The sequence below is a fragment of the Opitutaceae bacterium TAV5 genome (assembly GCA_000242935.3).
Lineage (GTDB): Bacteria > Verrucomicrobiota > Verrucomicrobiia > Opitutales > Opitutaceae > Geminisphaera.
The window spans coordinates 4,590,116-4,610,494 of sequence record CP007053.1; the positions used below are offsets into that span (position 1 = coordinate 4,590,116).

16 protein-coding genes are annotated in these 20,379 nt (G+C 62.8%); 11 read left to right on the top strand and 5 right to left on the bottom strand.

The features are described from left to right. Positions 1-61: 61 nt before the first annotated feature. The 5 genes from OPIT5_19525 to OPIT5_19545 all read left to right on the top strand — a co-directional run bounded on the left by OPIT5_19525 (position 62) and on the right by OPIT5_19545 (position 6,158). A complete protein-coding gene (locus tag OPIT5_19525) occupies positions 62-1,705 on the top strand; it encodes a phosphate ABC transporter permease (protein ID AHF92101.1) in 1,644 nt (547 codons plus the stop codon). 53 nt (positions 1,706-1,758) lie between these two features. Further along, entirely contained in the window at positions 1,759-2,856 is a 1,098-nt protein-coding gene (locus OPIT5_19530; GenBank protein AHF92102.1) for a phosphate ABC transporter permease, read from the top strand. Next, a complete protein-coding gene (locus OPIT5_19535; protein ID AHF92103.1) occupies positions 2,850-3,722 on the top strand; it encodes a phosphate ABC transporter ATP-binding protein in 873 nt (290 codons plus the stop codon). Before OPIT5_19530 ends, OPIT5_19535 begins: the two co-directional genes overlap by 7 nt. A gap of 206 nt (positions 3,723-3,928) precedes the next feature. Then, entirely contained in the window at positions 3,929-4,600 is a 672-nt protein-coding gene (locus OPIT5_19540; protein ID AHF92104.1) for a PhoU family transcriptional regulator, read from the top strand. A 322-nt stretch (positions 4,601-4,922) separates the two neighbouring features. Then, positions 4,923-6,158 carry a PUA domain containing protein gene (locus OPIT5_19545; GenBank protein AHF92105.1) on the top strand — a complete coding sequence of 412 codons (1,236 nt, stop codon included), beginning with the start codon at positions 4,923-4,925 and terminating at the stop codon, positions 6,156-6,158. A gap of 162 nt (positions 6,159-6,320) precedes the next feature. Here OPIT5_19545 and OPIT5_19550 read toward each other — a convergent pair whose 3' ends face one another. The 5 genes from OPIT5_19550 to OPIT5_19570 form a co-directional block, all read right to left on the bottom strand. After that, the gene (locus tag OPIT5_19550) at positions 6,321-7,550 is read right to left on the bottom strand and encodes a hypothetical protein (protein AHF92106.1); all 1,230 of its coding nucleotides are present in this window, start codon (positions 7,548-7,550) and stop codon (positions 6,321-6,323) included. A 72-nt stretch (positions 7,551-7,622) separates the two neighbouring features. Then, positions 7,623-9,575, bottom strand: coding sequence for an ABC transporter (locus OPIT5_19555; GenBank protein ID AHF92107.1), 1,953 nt, complete (start codon positions 9,573-9,575; stop codon positions 7,623-7,625). 42 nt (positions 9,576-9,617) lie between these two features. After that, a complete protein-coding gene (locus OPIT5_19560; protein AHF92108.1) occupies positions 9,618-10,334 on the bottom strand; it encodes an ABC transporter permease in 717 nt (238 codons plus the stop codon). Positions 10,335-10,474: 140 nt separating this feature from the next. Then, a complete protein-coding gene (locus tag OPIT5_19565) occupies positions 10,475-11,206 on the bottom strand; it encodes a multidrug ABC transporter ATPase (protein AHF92109.1) in 732 nt (243 codons plus the stop codon). A gap of 224 nt (positions 11,207-11,430) precedes the next feature. Beyond that, positions 11,431-12,714: a seryl-tRNA synthase gene (locus OPIT5_19570; GenBank protein ID AHF92110.1), complete on the bottom strand. Its 1,284-nt coding sequence runs from the start codon at positions 12,712-12,714 to the stop codon at positions 11,431-11,433. Positions 12,715-13,210: 496 nt separating this feature from the next. Between OPIT5_19570 and OPIT5_19575 the strand changes: the two genes are divergently transcribed. From OPIT5_19575 to OPIT5_19600, 6 genes are all read left to right on the top strand, one after another. Beyond that, complete coding sequence (locus OPIT5_19575; GenBank protein AHF92111.1) at positions 13,211-13,336, top strand: 50S ribosomal protein L36; 126 nt, start codon at positions 13,211-13,213, stop codon at positions 13,334-13,336. Between the two features lie 39 nt (positions 13,337-13,375). Beyond that, a complete protein-coding gene (locus OPIT5_19580; protein AHF92112.1) occupies positions 13,376-13,627 on the top strand; it encodes a 50S ribosomal protein L31 in 252 nt (83 codons plus the stop codon). Positions 13,628-13,784: 157 nt separating this feature from the next. Then, complete coding sequence (locus tag OPIT5_19585) at positions 13,785-14,957, top strand: tRNA(Ile)-lysidine synthetase (GenBank protein AHF92113.1); 1,173 nt, start codon at positions 13,785-13,787, stop codon at positions 14,955-14,957. Positions 14,958-15,029: 72 nt separating this feature from the next. Beyond that, a complete protein-coding gene (locus OPIT5_19590) occupies positions 15,030-17,042 on the top strand; it encodes a cell division protein FtsH (protein AHF92114.1) in 2,013 nt (670 codons plus the stop codon). A 769-nt stretch (positions 17,043-17,811) separates the two neighbouring features. Next, the gene (locus tag OPIT5_19595) at positions 17,812-18,954 is read left to right on the top strand and encodes an AraC family transcriptional regulator (GenBank protein AHF92115.1); all 1,143 of its coding nucleotides are present in this window, start codon (positions 17,812-17,814) and stop codon (positions 18,952-18,954) included. Positions 18,955-19,430: 476 nt separating this feature from the next. Further along, a complete protein-coding gene (locus tag OPIT5_19600; GenBank protein ID AHF94534.1) occupies positions 19,431-19,562 on the top strand; it encodes a hypothetical protein in 132 nt (43 codons plus the stop codon). The last annotated feature ends 817 nt before the right edge of the window (positions 19,563-20,379 follow it).

Sequence of the window (20,379 nt, forward strand, 5' to 3'; positions counted from 1 at the left end):
AGATCCATCATGAGCCCCGCGAAATTCTCGCGGGGCTCGCAAGGCTCATAAAAACCTGCGCATGCCCGCCACCCTCACGCCGCCACCGCCATCCGGACCTTCCGCCGCTGAAACCGCTCCACGCGCCTTCGCCATCAACAAGGCGCGTACGCGTCTCTTCGGGCTCACGCTCGACGAGTGCATCCGGGGTTTCTTCGGCGGCAACGCCATCATGGCGGTCGTGGTGCTGGCGCTCATCACCCTCTTCCTCTTTCGCGAAGGCGCGGAGTTTTTCACGCAAAACCGCGACAACCTCCGCATCTACCGCCAGGCCGGCCTCGAATACGTGGACGGCATGCGCGAGATCGGGGAAGGCCACACCGCTCTCACCCGTTATCTCTCCGACGTGCGCATGCAGGCCGTGCGCGAACTCACCGCGCCTGCATCCGCCGCCCCCCTTTCGCTGGCCGAGGCCAACGCCCGTCTCGCGCCCTTCGACGATTTCTCGAACCGCTTTGCGGACGGCATCGATCCCGTCCGCGGCCTCGTTTCCGATCTCGCCGACGCGGCCGTCGCGATCAAGACCCGTCAACTGACCAACGCCGATCGTCTCACCGAACGCGCCCAGCTCCTCGCCGCCGGAAAAACCGCCGAGGCTGCCGCCGTGGAGACCGAGACCATCGACTTCGCGGCCGAGACGGCGCTCCTCACCGGCACCCTTCCCGCCTTCAGGGAGGCCACCGCCACGCTTGCGGAACAACTCCGCGAGATCGTCGCGCAGCCGCCCGCGATGTCCTCCCCCGCGCTCGACAAGCGCATGGCGCGCTTTGCCGAGCTCACGCGCCAGTACCTCGAGACCTTTCCCGGTGTGCTCCACCGCCTCGAGACCTGGGACGCCGCCGCGCCCGTTCCCGCCTGGAAATCGCTGACCGCCTTCCTCACCGGCACGCGCTGGCTGACCGCGAGTTTCTGGCAGGACTGGTACGGCATCCTGCCGCTGTTCACCGGCTCGCTCCTCGTCTCCGCCATCGCGCTCGCCCTGGCGGTGCCGTTCGGGGTCGGCGCCGCCATCTACATCAACCAGATCGCCACCGTGCGCGAGCAGCGGATCGTCAAACCCGCCATCGAATTCATCTCGGCGATCCCCTCCGTGGTGCTCGGCTTTTTCGGCATCGCGGTTCTCGGCCAGGCGCTGCGCGTGCTCTCCGGCGTGTCATGGCTTTCCTGGGTGCCCGGCTTCCCGTTCGCCGAGCGCCTCAACGCGCTCACCGCCGGCTGCCTGCTCGCACTCATCGCGGTGCCCACGATCTTCACGCTGGCCGAGGACGCGCTCAACAACGTGCCCCGCGCCTTCAAGGAAGCCTCGTTCGCGCTCGGCGCCACGCGCCTGCAGACGATCATCCGCATCATCGTGCCCGCGTCGTTCTCCGGCATCATTTCGGCGACGCTGCTCGGCTTCGGCCGCGTGATCGGCGAGACGATGGTCGTGCTCCTTTGCGCAGGCAACCGCATCGCCATCCCCGATTTCACCGCGGGCCTCGGCGTGGTGACCCAGCCCGTGCACACCATGACCGGCATCATCGCCCAGGAAATGGGTGAGGTCGTGCGCGGCAGCATCCACTACCGCGCGCTCTTCGTCGTCGGCCTCGTCCTCTTCTTCCTCGCCCTGCTGATCAACTGGCTTGCGCAAAAAATCGTCCGCAAATACCGCATCTCCATCGGCTGAAAATCACCGGCCGGACCGGACCGCTCCGGCCCATCCTGAAAACACCTTCATCCTTGAACCCGCCATCACCAGTCTCTTCCCCCAATCCTTTCGCTGCCCGGCCCGGCGCGCTGGATACCGCCGAGCGCGGGCTTTTCTGGATCTTCCGCATCGCCACCTACACCGTGCTGCTCTGCGGGGCGCTGATCTTTGCCGACATCATCTTCAAGGGCAGCAGCACCGTCTTCGGTTCGTTCCGGGCGACGTCCTCCTTCCCGTATTTCACCAACACCTTTCTCGCCGAATCGCCCGAGACGCTGCACGTCTTCGAGCTCGACGGGAAAAAACAGCAGATGGGCGACCGCGAGTTTCGCGAATTCGGCAAGCGTCGCGAAGCCGAGGCGCTGGCCGCTGGCCAGACCGCGCCCGCGCCGGTCCGTTCCGAAAGCTACGCCCACTCCGCCGGCGGCATCTGGCCGTGCATCGTCGGCACCGTGCTCCTCACCATCGGCTCCATGACCATCGCCCTCGTCCTCGGCGTGTGCAGCGCGATCTATCTCAGCGAATACGCGCGCGACGGCCGTTTTGTCCGCTTCATCCGGCTCGCCATCATCAACCTCGCCGGCGTGCCCTCCATCGTGTTCGGGCTTTTCGGCTTCGGGCTCTTCGTGATCTTTTTCGGCTGGAACGTCTCGCTGCTCGCCGGCTGGTTCACGCTCGCGTTCATGGTGCTGCCGGTGGTCATCACCGCCTCCGAGGAGGCGCTCAAGGCCGTGCCCCGCGGCTTCCGCGAAGGCGCGCTCGCACTCGGCGCCACGAAGTGGCAGGCGATCCGCACCAACGTCCTGCCGTACGCGATGCCCGGCATCCTCACCTCGTCGATTCTCGGCATCGCCCGCGTCGCCGGCGAGACGGCGCCGATCATGTTCACCGCCGCCTATGTCGTCCGCGACAAACTTCCCTGGGAGGTCGACAGGATCGGCGACTTCTTCTTCCAGAGTGTCATGGCGCTGCCCTACCACATCTACGTCGTCTCCTCGAAAATTCCGCAAAACGAATACACGGAACGCGTGCAATACGGCACCGCCTTCGTGTTCCTCCTGCTCGTCGGCCTCATCGCGACCAGCTCCATCCTTCTTCGCAACAAACTCCGCGGCCGCTACCAATGGTAAACACCACGACCACCACCTCTCCTGTTTCCGCCTCCGCCCCCGCCGGGGCTCCCGCGACCGATTCGCGGCCGGTCATCCGTCCGCCGGCCCCCCGCGCCGCCGGCGCGGCCGTCACGCTGATCGATGTCGACCACCTCGACTTCTACTACGGCGAGAAACAGGCCCTTTTCGACATCAACCTCCGCATCGAGGAAAAACGCGTCACCGCCTTCATCGGTCCTTCCGGCTGCGGCAAGTCCACGCTCCTGCGCTGCCTCAACCGGATGAACGATCTCATCGACGGCACGCGCATCGGCGGCGGTTCGATCTGCATCCGCGGGCACGATATCCACGGCTCCGACGTCGATCCCATCGAGCTGCGCAAGCGCGTGGGCATGGTGTTCCAGAAATCGAATCCCTTCCCCAAATCCATCTACGAAAACATCACGTACGGACTGCGCATCCAGGGCGTGAAGTCCAAGAGCAAGCTCGATGAAGTCGTTGAAAAATCATTACGCGGCGCCGCGCTCTGGGACGAGGTGAAGGACCGCCTGCACGAGAGCGGCCTCGGCCTTTCCGGCGGGCAGCAGCAACGCCTCTGCATCGCCCGCGCCATCGCCGTGTCGCCCGACATCATCCTGATGGACGAGCCCTGCTCCGCGCTCGACCCCATCGCCACAGCCAAGGTCGAGGAGCTGATCCACGAACTGAAAAACGACTACACGATCATCATCGTGACGCACTCCATGCAGCAGGCCGCCCGCTGCTCCGACAGGACGGCCTTTTTCTACATGGGCCGGCTCATCGAATACGCTGACACGCGCACGATCTTCATGAACCCCTCCAACCCGCAAACCGAAGCCTACGTCTCCGGCCGCTTCGGATAAAAAAACCAAAACCGTTTTTAACCACTAATGCACACTGATGCACACTAATGACCGGAGAAAGAAGTACCCATAAAAATGTGACGCATCCAGGCTCCCTTTGCCGCCCCATTCTCCTCTTCTCTTATTAGTGTCCATCAGTGTGCATCAGTGGTTAACTCTCCGTGTTTGTTCTCTGTGCCTCTCTGGTTCACCAAAAAACTTTTCAAATGAAACGCTTCTTCGACACCGAACTCGAATCCTTCCGCTCGCACCTGTTGCTCATGGGCGAACTGGCGATCAGCCAGGTCAACCAGGCGATCAAGGCCCTCGTCGATGCGGATATCGACCTCGCCCGCAAGGTCATCGCGAGCGACGACGAACTCGACCACCTCGAGATCGAAATCGACAACGAGGCCATCCGCTACATGAACCTGCGCGCCCCCATCGCCACCGAGCTGCGGCTCGTCATCGTGGGCATGAAAGCCTCGCACGATCTCGAACGCGTCGGCGACGAGGCCTCCAACATCGCCAAGCGCGTGAAAAAGCTCGCCGTCGAACCGCCGCTCAAGCCCTACGTGGACATCCCGCGCATGGCCGGCCTCGCCACGGCGATGCTCCGCGATGCGCTCGACTGTTTCATCGAGACCGATTCACAGAAACCGGTCGAGATCATCCGGCGCGACGAGGAAGTGGATATCCTGAACAAGCAGGTTTACCGGGAACTGAGCAGTTTCATGATCGAGCGTCCCGACACGATCAGCCGCGCGCTCGAGCTGATGTTCATCTCCAAGTCCATCGAACGCATCGCCGACCACGCGACCAACATCGCCGAGGAGATGATCTTCCTCACCCAGGCCCGCGACGTCCGGCACGACGGGGAGCTGAAAAAGAAGGCCTGAAAACAAGGATGGCGCGACTGCCAGCTTCCTGACCACGGATTGCACGGATTGGCTGTGCCGCAACCGAAGGGAGAGAAAGAATGGCCACGAAAAACACGAAAAGACATGCCGCGGATGAAATCCTCCATCGCGCTTATAAGCGCGCGGGAGATTCTCGTCGCACAGAAGGGAATTTCGTGTTTTTTGTGGCCGTTCCGGTTTGAATCCGGAACGCATCGACACCGAGGGAAATCATGCGCTCTGGCGGATTCTTTGGCGGTTGACCGGGATTTTGATTCGACCGCCTGCGTGCAGATTTGGTTCAAATTCCGGCATTCCATCCATGCCGCCTGCCGAACAACCGCCTGCGCCACCCGCTTCCGTCCCGCCTGCCGAACGCCCCACGCCGTGGGCGCAGCTCAAATATTTCACGTTCCAGCCGGCGATTTTCCCGCGGCTGCTCGGCGAGGTATCGCGCGATGCGCGGCCGGGCGATCTCGTCACCGTTTACGACAAGGCCGGGCAAAAACTCGGCGCCGGGCTCTACAATCCCCGCGCCAAGATCGTCCTGCGCGTCGTCGCCCACGGCGCGGAGGCGGAGCTGGGCGAGGCGTATTTCGAAAAGGCCATCCGCCGCGCCGTGGCGCTGCGCCGCGAGGTATTCCGGCTCGATGACGTGAGCGATGCGTACCGGCTCGTCAATTCCGACGGCGACGGGTTGAGCGGGCTGATCGTCGATCGCTACGGCGAGACGCTCCTGTGCGAAGTGACGTCGTTCGGCATGGCGCGGCGGTTGCCGGAGTGGCTGCCGCTGCTGCACGAACAGGCGGGCACGACGTTCGCCCGCGTCCATGTCGACCACGACCTCGGCAGCCTGGAAGGGATCAAGCCGTCGTGGTTCAACGAGACCAACGCCGCCGCGCCGCGTCTGGTCAAAATTCGCGAACACGGCATCCGTTACGAAGTCGATTTCACGGAGGGTCACAAAACGGGTTTTTTCTGCGACCAGCGCGACAACCGCCGCGCGATTGCGCAACTCGTGACACCGGAGGCGCGCGTGCTCGACCTGTGCTGCTACACGGCGGGGTTTTCGATCAACGCCAAGGTGACGGGCGGCGCGGGCGAGGTGACGGCGGTCGATCTCGACGAGGCGGCCATCGCGCAGGCGAAACGCAACGCCAACCTCAACCAGGCGCGTATCCGTTTTGTCCATGCGGATGCCTTCGCGTACGCGCGGCAGATGCAGCAGAACGGCGAGTCGTGGGATGTCGTGGTGCTCGACCCGCCCAAGCTGATTTTCACCCGCGAGAATCCGGGCAACGCCGAGGGCCGGAGAAAATACGAGGACCTGAACCAGCTCGCCATCAGCCTCGTGAAACCGGGCGGGGTGTTTGTCACGTGTTCGTGCTCGGGACTGCTGGAGGAGCCGGATTTCGAGCAGCACGTCATCAAGGCGGCGCACCGGCTGGGACGGCGGTTGCAGTTTTTCGCGAAGACCGGGCCGGGGACGGATCACCCGGTGTATTCGAATTGCCTGGAAAGCCGCTACCTGAAGGTGCTCTGGGCGCGGGTGGTGTGAGAGGGGATGGTCAAGGACGTCCCGCAAGCCACACGCGGGGACGCGTTGGCCGTGCCACTTTTCTTGCCAATCCCGGCGGCTTCGCCGTCAGCGGGCGTTTGGCGGAAAAAGCCCGCGCCACGCGCAGAGGCAACGCTCACGGGCAGGGATGCCCGTGCCACGTTATTGATCCGGCTTCGCGGTGCCGGCTTCCGGAGTTCCCGGCTTTGGCGCTTCTTTTTTCGGCTCTTCCGGCGCCAGGAGATCGTCGGCTTTGGCCGGGAGGCTGGTGTAGACGAATTCATACACCTCGACCGCGCGCTTTTTCATGAGCGCATTGACGGGCGCGTCGGCCTTGGTGTCGGTGACAAAAACATACACCGGACCGGCGGGCTTGCCGGTGTCTTCCTTGCCCGGTTCGGCGGCGGCAGGCGTGTCGGCAGGTTGATCCGCATCGGAAGAGGGCGCGGTCTGCTCGCCGGTTGCCGGGGTCTCGCCCGAACCGGCCGCCTTGTCCTTGTCGGCGGATTTGTCCGTTTCGGGTTTCGCAGCCGGTTTGGCGGGTTCGGCGGGCCGGCGGCCGAGGGCGATGGTCAGCGTGCGGTTGTCGAACGTGGTGAGCTTGACGGTGCGGGCATGGTTGCGGGCGTCGACGGCATCGGGCGCATCGGGCCCGGTGGTGTTGCTCAGGCGCAGGCCGGTGAGGTTGTTGAGCTGGGTGGTGATGGCATCACCCTTGACGGTGTGGCCGGCGCGGGCGGGCGTGGCCTCGAAGGGCGCGTCCTTGTCCTTGCGCGTGACGGTGAGCGGGTCGCCTTCGGGGAAGGTGAATTCGGCTTTGGCGATGTCGGCGGGTTTGAGCGTGGTGAGCGCGCTGTCGGCCCAGTTTTTCGATTCGGTATCGAGCCAGAGGTTGAGTTTGGCGAGGTAGGCCTTGTCCTCGCCGGTGTAGCGGATGTAGCGGCCGCCGCCCGACTCGGCGGTGCGGCCGAGGTCGAGGGACCAGAGAGGAGCGGCCCCGGTCGCGGCGTCGGCAGCGCCGTAGAAGGCGATCTGCGTGCCGTTGAATTCGAGGCGCTTGAGGACTTCGGGGCGGGCGGAGACGAAGCGGTCGATCTTCGCGCCGGTGAGGTCGGCGACGAGACGGGTGAGTTTCGAAAAGTCGGCGGGCAGGTCGTAATAACTGGTGACGTGCCAGGTGCCGTCGGGCTGGCGGGCGAGTTCGACGGTCTTGCCGTCGTCGGTGATCCTGACCCGGGTGGCCCCGGCGATTTTCGCCGCGGGGGCGACAGGTGCGCCGACGTTCCCGTTGCCTTCGGGAGTCGCGGGTTTTTGCGGGCGGGTCGCAAACCAGGTGGCTCCGGAAAGGGCGGCGAGAATCAGGACGGTAAGGAGGAGGGTCTTGAGCTTCATGGCGGAAAAAGCTGAAACGCTGAAAACGGAAAGGCTGAAAGGATGGATGCGGTGGCGGGAGGTGCGGGAATTTCAGCTTTTCCCGCGGCGGCTGCGGTAGAAGAGAAGGCCGCAGATGACGATGGCGGCAGGGATGGAAAAGAGGTTCACGGCGGCGAGCTTGTATTCGAGGGCGTCGATGTCTTCGCGAAGGGAGCGGCGGATCTCGCGGCGTTCGCGGCGCATCTCGATCTCCTGCTTCTGGAAATCCTCGATGGCTTTCTGCATCTCGGGCGTGGCGACGAGGCGGTTGCCTTCGTTGGATTTGCCCATGAGCTGGCTGAGCTTCGACTGCACGTCGTTGAGGCGGACTTCGAGTTCGGAGAGCTTGCTCTGGTATTTTTTCTGGGCGACCACCTGCATGTCGCGCACGACGGTGAAGGGGCGGTCGACATTGGTCTTGCCGCGCAGCGAGATGAGATCGGGCGCGCCGGCGATGGCGTCGACGATGTTGCTGCCGAGGGCGAGGTTGTCGTTGAGCGGTTCGGCGACTTCGGTGCCGAGGAAATTGGAGCGGCGGATGCTGAAATCGTCGAAGAGCCAGTCGGTGTCGGCGACGAGAATGACGGTGGACTTGCCTTCCTTGAGCGCGGGAGCGGCGGGCTTTTCCGGCGCGGCGGTTTTGTCCGGCTTGTCGGCGGCGGCGGTTTTGTCCGCGTCGTCGTCGGATGTTTCACCGTCCTTGTCGGCGGCGTCGTCTTTTTTGTCGGCCTTCGGCGGGCCGTCGGGGAAGGCGGTCCTGAATACGCCGGTGAGCTGGGCGGCGAGGAGTTTTTTGCCGGAGGGGATGATCTGTTTGGCCACATCTTCGGGCTGGGCCATTTGCAGGGTGAAGGAGGGCACGTCGCCGGCCTGGTCGCTGGTTTCGGCGAGCGGGGTGACGGCGAGTCCGCTGCCGGCGGTGTCGACGGTGAAGCTGCCGGGCTCGGCGAAGAGCAGGGAGCTGAGTTGCGCGGTGGGCTGGGCGTCATGGCCGAGGTTGTCCTGGACGAGGCTGAGCCAGACCGGGTAGCGCTCGACGGAGCGGCCGGTGTTGATCGGGGTGGCGAGCTTGAGGTCGCCGACGACGTTTTCCGGGTTGTAGCTCACTCCCCAGGCCTTGAGCAGGCGGGGGAGATCGCTGGAGATGTTTTGCGGGGGCATGCCCATCATCGCCATCTGGCCGCCCGAGCGGCGGAAGTATTGCGAGCCGGGATCGACGGCGAGGAACACCGGATGGCCGGCGAGGAGAAACTGGTCGATCTGGTATTCGAGTTTTTCCGGGATGCCCTGCGGGTGGATGATGGCGAGGGCGGCGAGGTTGTCGGGGAGTGTTTCCGTGGAGGCGGCTTCGATGGGGACGATGGTGTAGGCGTTTTCCCACTCGGTGTAGATGAACTGGGGCGGGGTGCCGCGTTGCTGCTGTTGCATCATCATCATCATGTTGGGCTGCTGCCCGGCGAGGGGCAGGCTGGTGATGAGGCCGAGCCTGGGTTTTTCAATGAGTTGCACGCTGTGGACGAGCTGGGAGATGTCATACTCGAGGAACGACTCGCGCTGGGGATTGAGCACGGGGATGTTTTTCTGCAAGTCGGCCTGGGTGGCGACGAGGCCGAAGTAGACATTTTCGCCGGTGGTCGGGATGGTCTGCGGCTGGAGGCCGGCGCCGGCGGCGCGTTCTTCCTCGGGGGAGTCGGCCTTGGGGTTGATGACGTTGAGCGTGAGCTTGCCGCCGGAGGCGCGCACGTACTGGCGGAGGAGTTCCTGGACGCGGGAGGCGTAGTTTTTGTAGGAGGTGGGCAGGCCGTCGATGTCGCGCGAGAAATAGAAGTCCAGCGTGACCGGCTCCTCGATCTTGCCGAGGAGCGACTTCGTGCCGGGCGAGAGTGTGTAGACGCCGCCGGCGGTGGTATCGGCCCGGAACGGGAGACGCGAGGCGAGGTAGTTGACGAGAATCAGCGCGACGACGACGAGGAGGACGGCGATGATTTTGCTTCCGGTTTTCATGATTGGGAAAGGTGGGTGGAAGGGTGACTCCGGCGCAGCCGGTCAGCGTTCGAGGACGATGACGTTGAGGAAGAGCGTGAAGCCCATGAGCGAGAGGAAGTAGATCAGGTCCTTCGGATCGATGATGCCCTTGGTGAACGGGTCAAAGTGCGGGATGAAGCCGCAGTTGGCGACGAAGTCCACGGCCTGGACGGGCAGGAAGGAGCCGAGCGCGCCGTTGAACACGCTCCAGCCGAGGAGGACGAGCACGAGGCAGATGATGACGCTGAGGACGAAGCTGATGACCTGGTTGCGGGTGAGGGCGGAGGTCAGCGAGCAGATGCCGAGATAGCCGCCCGCCATGAGGACGGCGCCGAGGTAGCTGCTGGCGATGACACCCCAGTCGGGATCGCCGAGGTAGCCGACGGTGATGGCCATGGGGAAACTGAGCAGGATCGCGAGCGAGAGAAACGCCCACGCGGCGAGGAATTTCCCGGCGACGGCCTGGAGCGTGGTGATCGGGAGCGTGAAGAGAAGCTCGAGGGTGCCGCTGCGTTTTTCCTCGGCCCAGAGGCGCATGCCGGCGGCGGGCGCAAAGAAGAGCAGCAGCCAGGGGAGGAACATGAAGTAGCTCTCCAGCGAGGCGGTGTTGTTCTTGAAAAAATTGCCGATGAAGAAGGCGAGCCCGACCGAGGCCACGAGGAACACGATCAGGAACACATAGGCAACCGGCGAGCGGAAGTAACCGAGGAATTCGCGTTTGAAGACTGGGCAGATCATGGCGGGAAAAAGCTGAAAAGCTGATAACTGAAAGGCTGAAAGGAGGAGGCTGTGGCGGACGGGAAAAACGGCAATGGAGGAGGCGGCAACGGGCGGGAAACGCCGGACGGCTGAAAGCGGGAGGAACCGGTTTCGGCGTTTCAGCTTTTGCCTTCCGTGCCCTCCGTGAGCGTGCGGAAAATCTCGTCGAGCCGGGCGCCGGGCTGCCGGGCGCGGAAGGCTTCGGGCGTCTCGTCGATGACGAGCTTGCCTTGCGAGATGATGATGATGCGCGTGCAGATGGCCTCGACTTCCTCGAGGATGTGGGTCGACAGGATCACGGCCTTTTCGGCGGCCATCGACCGGATGAGGGTGCGCACTTCGTTTTTCTGGTTGGGGTCGAGTCCGTCGGTGGGTTCGTCGAGGACGAGGACGGCGGGGTCGTGGAGCAGGGCTTGCGCAAAACCGACGCGCTGGCGGTAGCCTTTGGAAAGCGTTTCGATCGTCTGGTGGCGGACGCTGCCGAGCCGGGTGAGCTGGATGGCGCGGTCGATCTTCGCCTGGCGTTCGTCGCGGCCCCGGAAACCGCGGGCTTCGGCGATAAAACGCAAAAACTCCTCGACGGTCATCTCGCCGTAGGCCGGCGCGCTTTCGGGGAGATAGCCGATGGCGCGCTTGACGGCGACGGGGTCCTGGCGGACGTCGTGCCCGGCGACCAGAGCGGTGCCGGCGGTCGGGGTGATGTAGCCGGTGATCATCTTCATCGTGGTGGACTTGCCGGCTCCGTTGGGGCCGAGAAAGCCGAGGATGTCACCGCGCCGGACGCGGAAGCTGACGTTATCAACGGCGCGCTTGGCGCCGTAGTTTTTCACCAGGCCTTTGACTTCAATCATGGTTGGAAGAACGGGGGAGAGAGGAAAACAGAAGGACGGATGGGAAAGCACAGGCGGACGAAGGTTCCAGCTTATTTTTGCTAACGTATCAACATGGCAAGCGGATGGCGATTGAAACGGGGGCGAGGGTGGGAGCAATGCGCCCGATCCGGTCCCGCGGGACTGTCGTCCCGTCCGGCGGCGGATTGTCTGAAACAAGCCAGCCGCTCCGCCGGGCGGATACGTCAGGCCGGGAAGGTCACGTAGTCCTTGCCGAAATACGGAACGAGCGCGGCGGGCACCTTGACGCGTCCGTCGGGCTGGAGGTTGTTTTCGAGCAGGGCGGCGAGCACGCGCGGGACGGCGAGGCCGGAGCCGTTGAGCGTGTGGACGAGTTCGGGTTTGCCGTCCTTGCCGCGGAAGCGGATCTGCGCGCGGCGGGCCTGGAACGATTCGAAATTGGAGCAGCTCGACACTTCCAGCCAGCGGCCTTGGCCGGCGGACCAGACTTCGAGGTCGTATTTTTTCGACTGGGCGAAGCCGAGGTCGCCGCCGCACATGAGGAGCACGCGGTAGGGCAGCCCGAGTTTGCGCAGGAGGCTTTCGGCGTCGTCGCGCAGCTTGTCCAGCTCGTCGTAACTGGTGGACGGATGCACCCACTTGAGGAGCTCGACCTTGTCGAACTGGTGCAGGCGGTTGAGGCCGCGCACGTCCTTGCCGTAGCTGCCGGCCTCGCGGCGGAAGCACGGGGTGTAGGCGCAGCGGCGGACGGGCAGGGCGGCTTCGTCGATGATCTCGTCGCGGAAAAAATTGGTCAGCGGCACTTCGGCGGTGGGCACGGCGTAGAAACCGTCGGCCGGGGCCTCGTACATCTGGCCTTCCTTGTCGGGAAGCTGCCCGGTGGCGGTGGCGCTGGCGGCGTTGACGAAGATGGGCGGGTTGACCTCTTCGTAGCCGGCCTTGCCGTTTTCATCGAGGAAGAAGTGGAGCAGCGCGCGCACGAGCCGGGCGGCGTCGCCGACATAGAAGGGGAAGCCGGCGCCGGTGACCTTGGCGCCGCGGGCGAAGTCGAAGAGTTTTTCGAAACCGGGGATTTCCCAGTGCGGCCGCGCGGAGCCGGCGGCCGCGGCGGGGATGGCGGCGAGATCGCCCCACGTGGAGAACACGACGTTTTCCTCGGGGGTGCGGCCTTCGGGCACGCTGGCGTGCGGGAGGTTGGGCAGGGTGAGCATCGCCTGCTTGTGGCGGGCCCCGATCTCGTCGAGCCCGGCTTCGCGCGCCTTCACGGCGGCGGAGACGGTTTTCATTTCCTGCACCTTGGCGATAAATTCGGGCGAACCCTTGGGCAGCTTCGCCATTTCGGCGTTGGCGGCTTTTTGTCGGGCGCGCAGGTTTTCGACCTCGGTGAGCTGGGCTCGCCAGGCGGAGTCGAGCGCGAGGAGGGCGTCGAGATCGACGTCGAGATGCTTTTTGGCAATCGCGGCGCGGACGAGTTCGGGCGATTCGCGGAGGAGTTTCGGATCGAGCATGGCGCGTGTAAGTGTGTCCTGAAAGGGTCCACTCTCACGACGGGCGGGGAGAACCAGCAAGTGGAAAAGCGGAAACACCGGAGGCGGACGGAGCCGGCGACGCGGGGAACCAGGCATCCGGGAATGGTTTTAAGGAAACCTCCAGAAATTGAACAGAAGGCAACAAAGAGAACGAAGAACAACCAAGGGGAGGTTCTAAAAATTGATTTTGGACACAGAGGACACGGAGCGCTGTCCGGCTGAAGGGAACGTTTGTTTGTTGCGGAGTCATCCTGCCCTCCGTGTTCTCTGTGTCCGCGCCCCGTGTCCTCTGTGTCCTGTTTTGTCCGGTTCTTGGGGATTTTTAGAAGTTCCCCAAGGGCGCTTATCCCGCTTTATTTTATCTTCGTTCCCTTCGTTTTCTTCTGTTCAAAAAACGTATTTTCAGAATCGCCTTCGAATCGCTCCAATATTCCGTTTGACAGGGGGAGCGCGGATCGGTGTTTTGGACCTTTTTATGAAAGTCGTCTCCTCCATCAAGTCTGCCAAGAAGCGTCACCCGGACTGCCAGGTCGTGCGTCGCAAAGGTCGCATCTACGTCATCAACAAGACGGACCCGCGTTACAAGGCCCGCCAGGGTTAATCCGCCGCAATCGGCCAATTATCAGGGAATTATAATATCATGAAAGCTGAAGGTCATCCCGTTCTCAACAACGTCTGTTTCCTCGATGTCGCCACCGGCAAGCGCTTCCTGACCAAGTCGACGATGAAGTCGGCCCGCAAGGAGCAGATCGACGGAAAAGAGTACCACGTCGTGTTGCGCGATGTGACCATGGATTCGCATCCCGCCTACACCGGCGAGAAACGCATCGTGGACACCGCCGGTCGCGTGGAGAAGTTCACCTCCAAGTTCCGTCGCGGCGGCAAGAAATAAGCCCCCGCTTTTCAGGACTCCAGGACGACTTCCTGTTTTTTCGGACGCCCGGGTGCCTTTTGCCCCGGGCGTTTTTTTGTGAGTTGCCCGGGCCGCTCCGGAGCCTGTTGATCCGGACGGTTTTCCTGCCACCGGGATTTCCTTTATCCGTCCCGCCATGTCCGTTCGCACTTCCAACCGGAATCGCTGGCCAGCCATCGCCGCCCGACTCGCGGCCGTGCTCCCGCGCGAGCGGTTGCATCCGGCGGTGCTGGCGTTTGCCGCGGCGGCGGAGGCGGGTGAGGCAGGCCGGGCCGGAGCGCGCCGCGAGCGCTGGGCGGTGGCTTTTTCCGGCGGGGCGGATTCGCTGGCCCTGCTGCTCCTGCTCTGGGCTCATTGGCCGGAACGGCGGGGGCGCCTGCTCGCCCTGCATTTCGATCATCGCCTGCGCGGACGGGCATCGGCGGCGGACGAACGCTTTTGCCGCGCCGTCTGCGCGTCGCTCGGCGTCGCGTATGCCGCGGGTGCGCGCGACCTGCCGATGACCCGACGTGCCCGCGACTCGCAAGCAGGGCAGGGGGGGGCGAGGGGGGACGGTGGCGTAAACGCGAACGAAAAAGTGAGCGAGGCCGCGGCCCGCGAGGCGCGGATGGGTTTTTTTGCCGCGCAACTTTCGCGCCGCCGCATCCGCTGCCTGTTTTTCGGTCACCAGCTCGACGACATCGCCGAGACACTCTTCATGCGGATCGCGCGCGGCAGCGGCGCGGCCGGGCTGGCCGCGCCGCGGCCCGTGCAGGCGCTTCCGGGCATCGGCGGCCGCCGGACCGGTCGCGTGCACCTGCGTCCGCTTCTCACGCTCTCCAAGGCCGACCTGGTCGCCGCGCTTTCCGCCGCCGGCGCGACCTGGCGGGAAGATGCGAGCAACGGCGCCGGCGATTTTTTTCGCAACCGCATCCGTCTCGACGTCCTGCCGCGCTGGCTCGCCGCCGCTCACGGCCGCGACGCGCTCGCCGGCGCCGCGCTCACCCGCGCGCAACTCGACGAGGACAACGCCGCGCTCGAGGACTGGGCCGCCCGGCTCTCCGCTCCCACTCCCGCGGCCGACGGCCGCCTGCCGCTCGCGCCGCTCGCCGGCGCGCCGCGTGCCGTGCTCCGCCGCGTGCTGCACGGCTGGCTCGCCGCCTTGCCGACGCCGACAGATCTCTCCCGACAGGGATTTGATTTATTACTGGATAAAGTCGCCGCCGCGCAGCCTACCCGCTTTAGTCTTGGAAAACATGGTTTTGCGATAATTCGCCAAAAACACCTCGCCTGGCAAAAGGCCTCGGTGCGCGGCCGGCCGCGTCATTAAGTGCTGGCCACGTTGACTTGCCAGAGGGAACCTGCACCGTTTGCCCAAGTCCCAAACCCGAACTTTTACTTAATGTCTGACTCAAACAAAGAACCCAAAAGGCGCCCGCTGAAAAACCAGCCTCCGGACCGCTTTCAGCCGAAAGTGCTCTTTATCTGGGCCGCCATTCTCGCCGCGCTCTTCGCGGTTGTCTATTTCAACCCCGGCAACCCCAAGGCCAGTTCCGAGCTGAAAATCCAGCAGGTCGTGGACCACGCTGCCAACGGCGACATCGCCAAGGGCGTCATCCGCGGTATCGGCTGGGTCGTCGTCACCGGCGAATTCAAGGACAGCGTCGCGCCCGTTTCTCCGGACGGCAAGGGCAAGGCCAAGGCCTTCCGCGCCGAAGGCACGCTCATCGATAACAATCTGCAAATCCTGCAAAAATCACAGGTTTTCGAGGAGCGCCCCGCCACCACGTTCTGGACGAGTTTCCTGACGAACTTCGTGCCGATCGTCCTCCTCATCGGCCTGCTCTATTTTCTTTTCGTGCGCCAGCTCCGCAACGCCAGCCGCGGCGCGCTCACCTTCGGCAAGAGCCGCGCCAAGCTGCTCAACCGCGACCGCGAGAAGATCACCTTCACCCAGGTCGCCGGCTGCGACGAGGCCAAGGAGGAGATTTCCGAAGTCGTCGAGTTTTTGCGCGACCCGAAAAAATTCCAGAAAATGGGCGGCAAGATTCCCAAAGGCATCCTGCTCGTCGGCCCTCCCGGCACGGGCAAGACGCTCCTCGCCAAGGCCGTGGCCGGCGAGGCCGATGTGCCCTTCTTCAGCGTATCCGGTTCCGACTTCGTCGAGATGTTCGTCGGCGTCGGCGCCAGCCGCGTGCGCGACATGTTCGAACAGGGCCGCAAGAACGCGCCCTGCATCATCTTCATCGACGAAATCGACGCCGTCGGCCGCCAGCGCGGCGCCGGCCTCGGCGGCGGCAACGACGAACGCGAACAGACGCTCAACTCCATGCTCGTCGAGATGGATGGCTTCGACACCTCCGAAGGTGTTATCATCATCGCCGCCACCAACCGCCCCGACGTGCTCGATCAGGCGCTCCTGCGTCCCGGCCGCTTTGACCGCCAGGTGTTTGTCGACCTGCCCGATCTCGTCGGACGCGAGGCCATACTCAAGGTCCACGCCCGCAAGATCAACCTCGGCGAGGACGTCAGCCTCACCGAGATCGCCCGCGGCACCTCCGGTTTCTCCGGCGCCGACCTTGCCAACCTTCTCAACGAAGGCGCGCTCCTCGCCGCCCGCCGCAACAAGAAAAAAGTCGAGCGTATCGACATCGACGACGCCCGCGAAAAAGTCCTCTTCGGCCGCGAGCACCGCCGCGCCATGGACGACGAGGAAAAGCGCATGACCGCCTGGCACGAGGCGGGCCACGCGCTCGTGCAGGCGCTCCTCGACGACGGCATCCTGCCTGTCCACAAGGTGACGATCATCCCCCGCGGCCGTTCGCTCGGCAGCACGATGTTCATCCCGAAAAAGGACATTCTCACGCAGCACAAGAAACGCCTGCTCAACCAGATCGCCATGGGCCTCGGCGGCCGCATTGCCGAAGAGCTGGTGATGAACGACATCTCCAACGGCGCCGCCGGCGACATCAAGCAGATCACCAAGATCGCCCGCAGCATGGTGTGCGACTGGGGCATGAGCGACCTCGGTCCGCTGGCGCTCGGCGACAACCAGGACACGGTTTTCCTTGGCCGCGACATCACGCGCACCTCGCACGTGAGCGAGGCCACTGCGCAGAAGATCGACTCCGAAATCCGCCGCATCATCGACGATCAGTACGAACGCGCCACGAAGCTCATCACCGAGCATCGCGCCTCGCTCGACAAGATCGCCGAGGCGCTGCTCGAGTACGAGACGATCGAAGGCAAGCACGTGCAGGAGATCGTGGAGTTCGGCGAAATCCGTTCGCCTGTCATCCGCACGAGCCCGCCGGCCATCCCGCCGACCGGCTCCGACGGCAAGCCCGCGCCGAAGAAAACCGGCGAGACCACCGCCCCCGACGCTCTCGGCGCCCCCGCGCCCACGCCAGCCTGACGCGCTGCCGCCGTTGTGTCCGTTATTTGGATACACACTGAAGAAGACGCCGCCACCAGGGGCGTCTTTTTCGGTGCCCGGGAGACCCGCTCCGCCTCCTTCGGGTGAAACCGGATTTTTGTCGGGAGAGACGTAAAAGAGCGTAATACCCGGTGCTCCTGCCGATCCTGCTTTTACACAAAGCTCGCAAAGAACGCGAAGAACCAAAAACCGCAAAACCTCTTCCCGCTGCTTCTTCGCGACCTTCGCGATCTTTGTGTAAAAAATCCCGGGACTTCGGGAAATTGGTGTAATGACTGCAAGAAGGAATCCGGAATCCGGAAGCCGGAAGAAGGCCGGAGCGATTGTGCCAAACGGACCGGAGGAAATGGCCGCGAAAAGACGCAAAAGTCTCCATGCCGATGAAGCGTTGCGTGGCGTTTATAAACGCCAGGGAGAGTTTCCCTGCAAAAGAGACCCTTTGCGCTCTTTCGCGGCCAACCGGATCGGAATCCTGAAATTTATCCATTTGTTAGAGCATTTTTTTAAAAATTGTAGCCGTACAGGATCCTGAAAACAGAACCACGGATATCACGGATGCACACGGATAAGAAGGAAGCGGCAAGGCATGGTTTGAATCCGTGATAATCCGTGAAATCCGTGGTTAAAAACGGCTACAGCTTTAATTGAACCGCTCTAATGTCTGCTTATTAAAAATGAGATTAGGTCTCACTCTCGTCTTGCGTTCGACTGCCGGAGAGCCAAACAGGAGGGCGAAACCGTAACCGATTTGGAAACTACCATGGAAACCACCCGGCAAGTGCTCACCCGGGCCAGCGACAACGGCCACCAGTTGGAGGAGTGTCGCTTGATCGGGTCGGACTTCGTTCCGGCCGTACCGGTGTCCGACGAGACGCCGACCATCCGCTCCTGTCCTTCTTTTCCGTCCGCACCCGGTTCCGGTGGTAACGGGAGCGAGGCCTGCGATTTTCTGGTCGCCATCGGTCTTTCCGGGAGTACGCGCTGGCGGCTCGTGCCGGGCGACACCGGTCCGGGCTCCCGTTCGTGCCTTGCTGCCGCCTCCGGCAAGAACAGCGGCAGTGGCGAGCTCCCTCCGGCGGCCTGCGAGTGTGTCCTCGGTCCCGACCGGTTTGCCGCCTTTGTCGCCGTCCCGGGGCTCCGCGTGGCGCGGACCGGAGAGCCGGCCGCGCATTTCCTGCTCTGGCGTTTTCGCCTCGACATGATCCATGCCGTGCTGGGGCACACACCCCCTGCCGGCTCCGGTCACCGGTACGGGCATCCGGGCGGCCCGCTGCCGGTCGACACCTGGCCGATGCTGGGTCCGGCGCCCGCTTCGCCCGAGTTACGCGCCCTGACGCTGGCCCTGCGCACGGCGCACCGGGGTCTCATGCAGGAAGTCTGGTACGGTTCCAAGTTACTGGAGTTGCTCACCCTGATCCACCCGGAAGCCGCTCCCGAAGGCGCTTCGTGCCCGGTTGGCACGTTTCGCGCGACCGGCGACAATCGCGCCGGTGACACCCGTGATCCGGGAGACGCGCCGGAGGTGGTGCAGATCGGAAGCACAGGCACCCGGCCGCATCCGGCGGTGGAACGGGCGGTCGCCTTTATCCGCACGCACTACACCGACGCCGTTTCCCTCCCGGAGATTGCGACGGCGGCAGGTGTCAGCCCCTCGTACCTGAGCCATCTTTTTTCCCGCCAGTTTGGGGAAAAGCTGGCCAGCTACCTGCGCCGCATCCGCGTGGAGCACGCCGCCCGCCTCCTTGAACGCGGCGATTGCAACGTCACCGAGGCGGCCATGGCCGTGGGCTACAACAGCCTGGCGCAGTTCAACCACACCTTCCGGGCTCTATTCGGCTATCCTCCCGGCGAACACCGCCGCCGGGTCCAGACGGCTTCATCTCGCCGATAGGGGCTGACTTACGCAGGATGTATCCCGGTCTGTCGGCTCAGAGGACACTTTCTCCTTTTTCGGTCTGCCGTTCGTAAAAAATAACAAAAAAAACGGAAGCAACCGGATGAAAATGGGCGGGATTATCTGCTAGTATCGGGACTCAGTCTCAAAAAAGCGGATGCTCATCACTCGGGAAAGATATCGGTCGGAAACGGTCACCAGTCGGCCAACCAAACACGCCTGCCCCGGTTGTGCTGCGTTCACACTCATCGAATTACTGACAGTCATCACGATCATTGGAATACTGGCGGCGATAGTTATTCCAACCGTGGCTGCTTGTCGGAAGCAGGCTTACAAGGCTAGGGAAGTGTCGGCAGCGCGACAGCTCATGACTGCCTATATGGTGGCAGCCGATGAAAATCGTGGTGTTCTGATGAAGGGTTATGATGGCGATGGCAAAGCGACAAGCGAAGGCGGCGGAGATGTTTCCATGAATGAACCCAATCATCGATGGCCCCACCGTCTTCGGCCATATTTGGGGGATCGATTTAAGGCAGTTTTATATATCAATGAACAGGCTGAACGGTATGATGAAGTGGTTGCCGAAAATCCCTCGGGTGGAATGAAAGATTATTATCTGAGTTTAGGCCCGAGTTTTGGTATGAATACAAGATTTGTCGGCGGTGATAGCTCGAGCGAGCTAATTGAAGATGATCCTGTGACCAGAGTAGAACAGGCATCCCTTCCTCAAGGGCTTATCGTTTTTTGCTCTGCAGCTAACCGCGCCTTGGACCTTAAGTCCGGATATTGGCAGCTACAGGCATCGGTTTATTGGGCAGGGAGCGAAGATATCATGGGGGTCCCTGATGATCCAGCGAAAGATGGAGAATACGGCTATATATCATATAGGCTGGGCGGACGTGCAGCGGTGACTTTCCTTGATGGGCATGTGTCACTGATGTCCTGCAGCCAATTGAGAGACATGCGATTATGGTCAGAAGTTGCTAGGGTAAATGATGACCCTACTCACAGACCGGGAGCCAAATATTGATTTTTGTCTGAAGCATATTATTATTAATATAATTGGGGGTTTATGAAAAAGTATATTGATTGTTTGGGTAGGATAAACGGTATGGGGTTCATGTGTAGGATGCTAGTCTTTGTTGCGCTGGGAGTCTCCACAGCATCTGCCGCATACCAAGCCGGGCAGCAGCTTATCGACGTCAGCTTGGAGGGCACTTCAACTATTGATAAATGGACCAATCTTTCGAGTGTTGCTCTTTCCGGGACTGGTGGGTTTCCGGGAACGACCATGTGGGGGCCCCAAAACTCTCAACCCGGTAGTACCGAGCAGGGAGGGGCAAAGTTGATGAAAATATCAAATGGTACGAATAATGCAGGAGGTCCTTATGCGGCATCGGCATCTATTTATTTTGGAGGACT

Excerpts from the sequence above, each read along its gene's own strand:
- OPIT5_19525 (AHF92101.1), top strand. The coding sequence starts at position 62 with ATGCCCGCCACCCTCACGCCGCCACCGCCATCCGGACCTTCCGCCGCT.
- OPIT5_19535 (AHF92103.1), top strand. The coding sequence starts at position 2,850 with ATGGTAAACACCACGACCACCACCTCTCCTGTTTCCGCCTCCGCCCCC.
- OPIT5_19540 (AHF92104.1), top strand. The coding sequence starts at position 3,929 with ATGAAACGCTTCTTCGACACCGAACTCGAATCCTTCCGCTCGCACCTG.
- OPIT5_19545 (AHF92105.1), top strand. The coding sequence starts at position 4,923 with ATGCCGCCTGCCGAACAACCGCCTGCGCCACCCGCTTCCGTCCCGCCT.
- OPIT5_19550 (AHF92106.1), bottom strand. The coding sequence starts at position 7,550 with ATGAAGCTCAAGACCCTCCTCCTTACCGTCCTGATTCTCGCCGCCCTT.
- OPIT5_19555 (AHF92107.1), bottom strand. The coding sequence starts at position 9,575 with ATGAAAACCGGAAGCAAAATCATCGCCGTCCTCCTCGTCGTCGTCGCG.
- OPIT5_19560 (AHF92108.1), bottom strand. The coding sequence starts at position 10,334 with ATGATCTGCCCAGTCTTCAAACGCGAATTCCTCGGTTACTTCCGCTCG.
- OPIT5_19565 (AHF92109.1), bottom strand. The coding sequence starts at position 11,206 with ATGATTGAAGTCAAAGGCCTGGTGAAAAACTACGGCGCCAAGCGCGCC.
- OPIT5_19570 (AHF92110.1), bottom strand. The coding sequence starts at position 12,714 with ATGCTCGATCCGAAACTCCTCCGCGAATCGCCCGAACTCGTCCGCGCC.
- OPIT5_19575 (AHF92111.1), top strand. The coding sequence starts at position 13,211 with ATGAAAGTCGTCTCCTCCATCAAGTCTGCCAAGAAGCGTCACCCGGAC.
- OPIT5_19580 (AHF92112.1), top strand. The coding sequence starts at position 13,376 with ATGAAAGCTGAAGGTCATCCCGTTCTCAACAACGTCTGTTTCCTCGAT.
- OPIT5_19585 (AHF92113.1), top strand. The coding sequence starts at position 13,785 with ATGTCCGTTCGCACTTCCAACCGGAATCGCTGGCCAGCCATCGCCGCC.
- OPIT5_19590 (AHF92114.1), top strand. The coding sequence starts at position 15,030 with ATGTCTGACTCAAACAAAGAACCCAAAAGGCGCCCGCTGAAAAACCAG.
- OPIT5_19600 (AHF94534.1), top strand. The coding sequence starts at position 19,431 with ATGAACCCAATCATCGATGGCCCCACCGTCTTCGGCCATATTTGGGGG.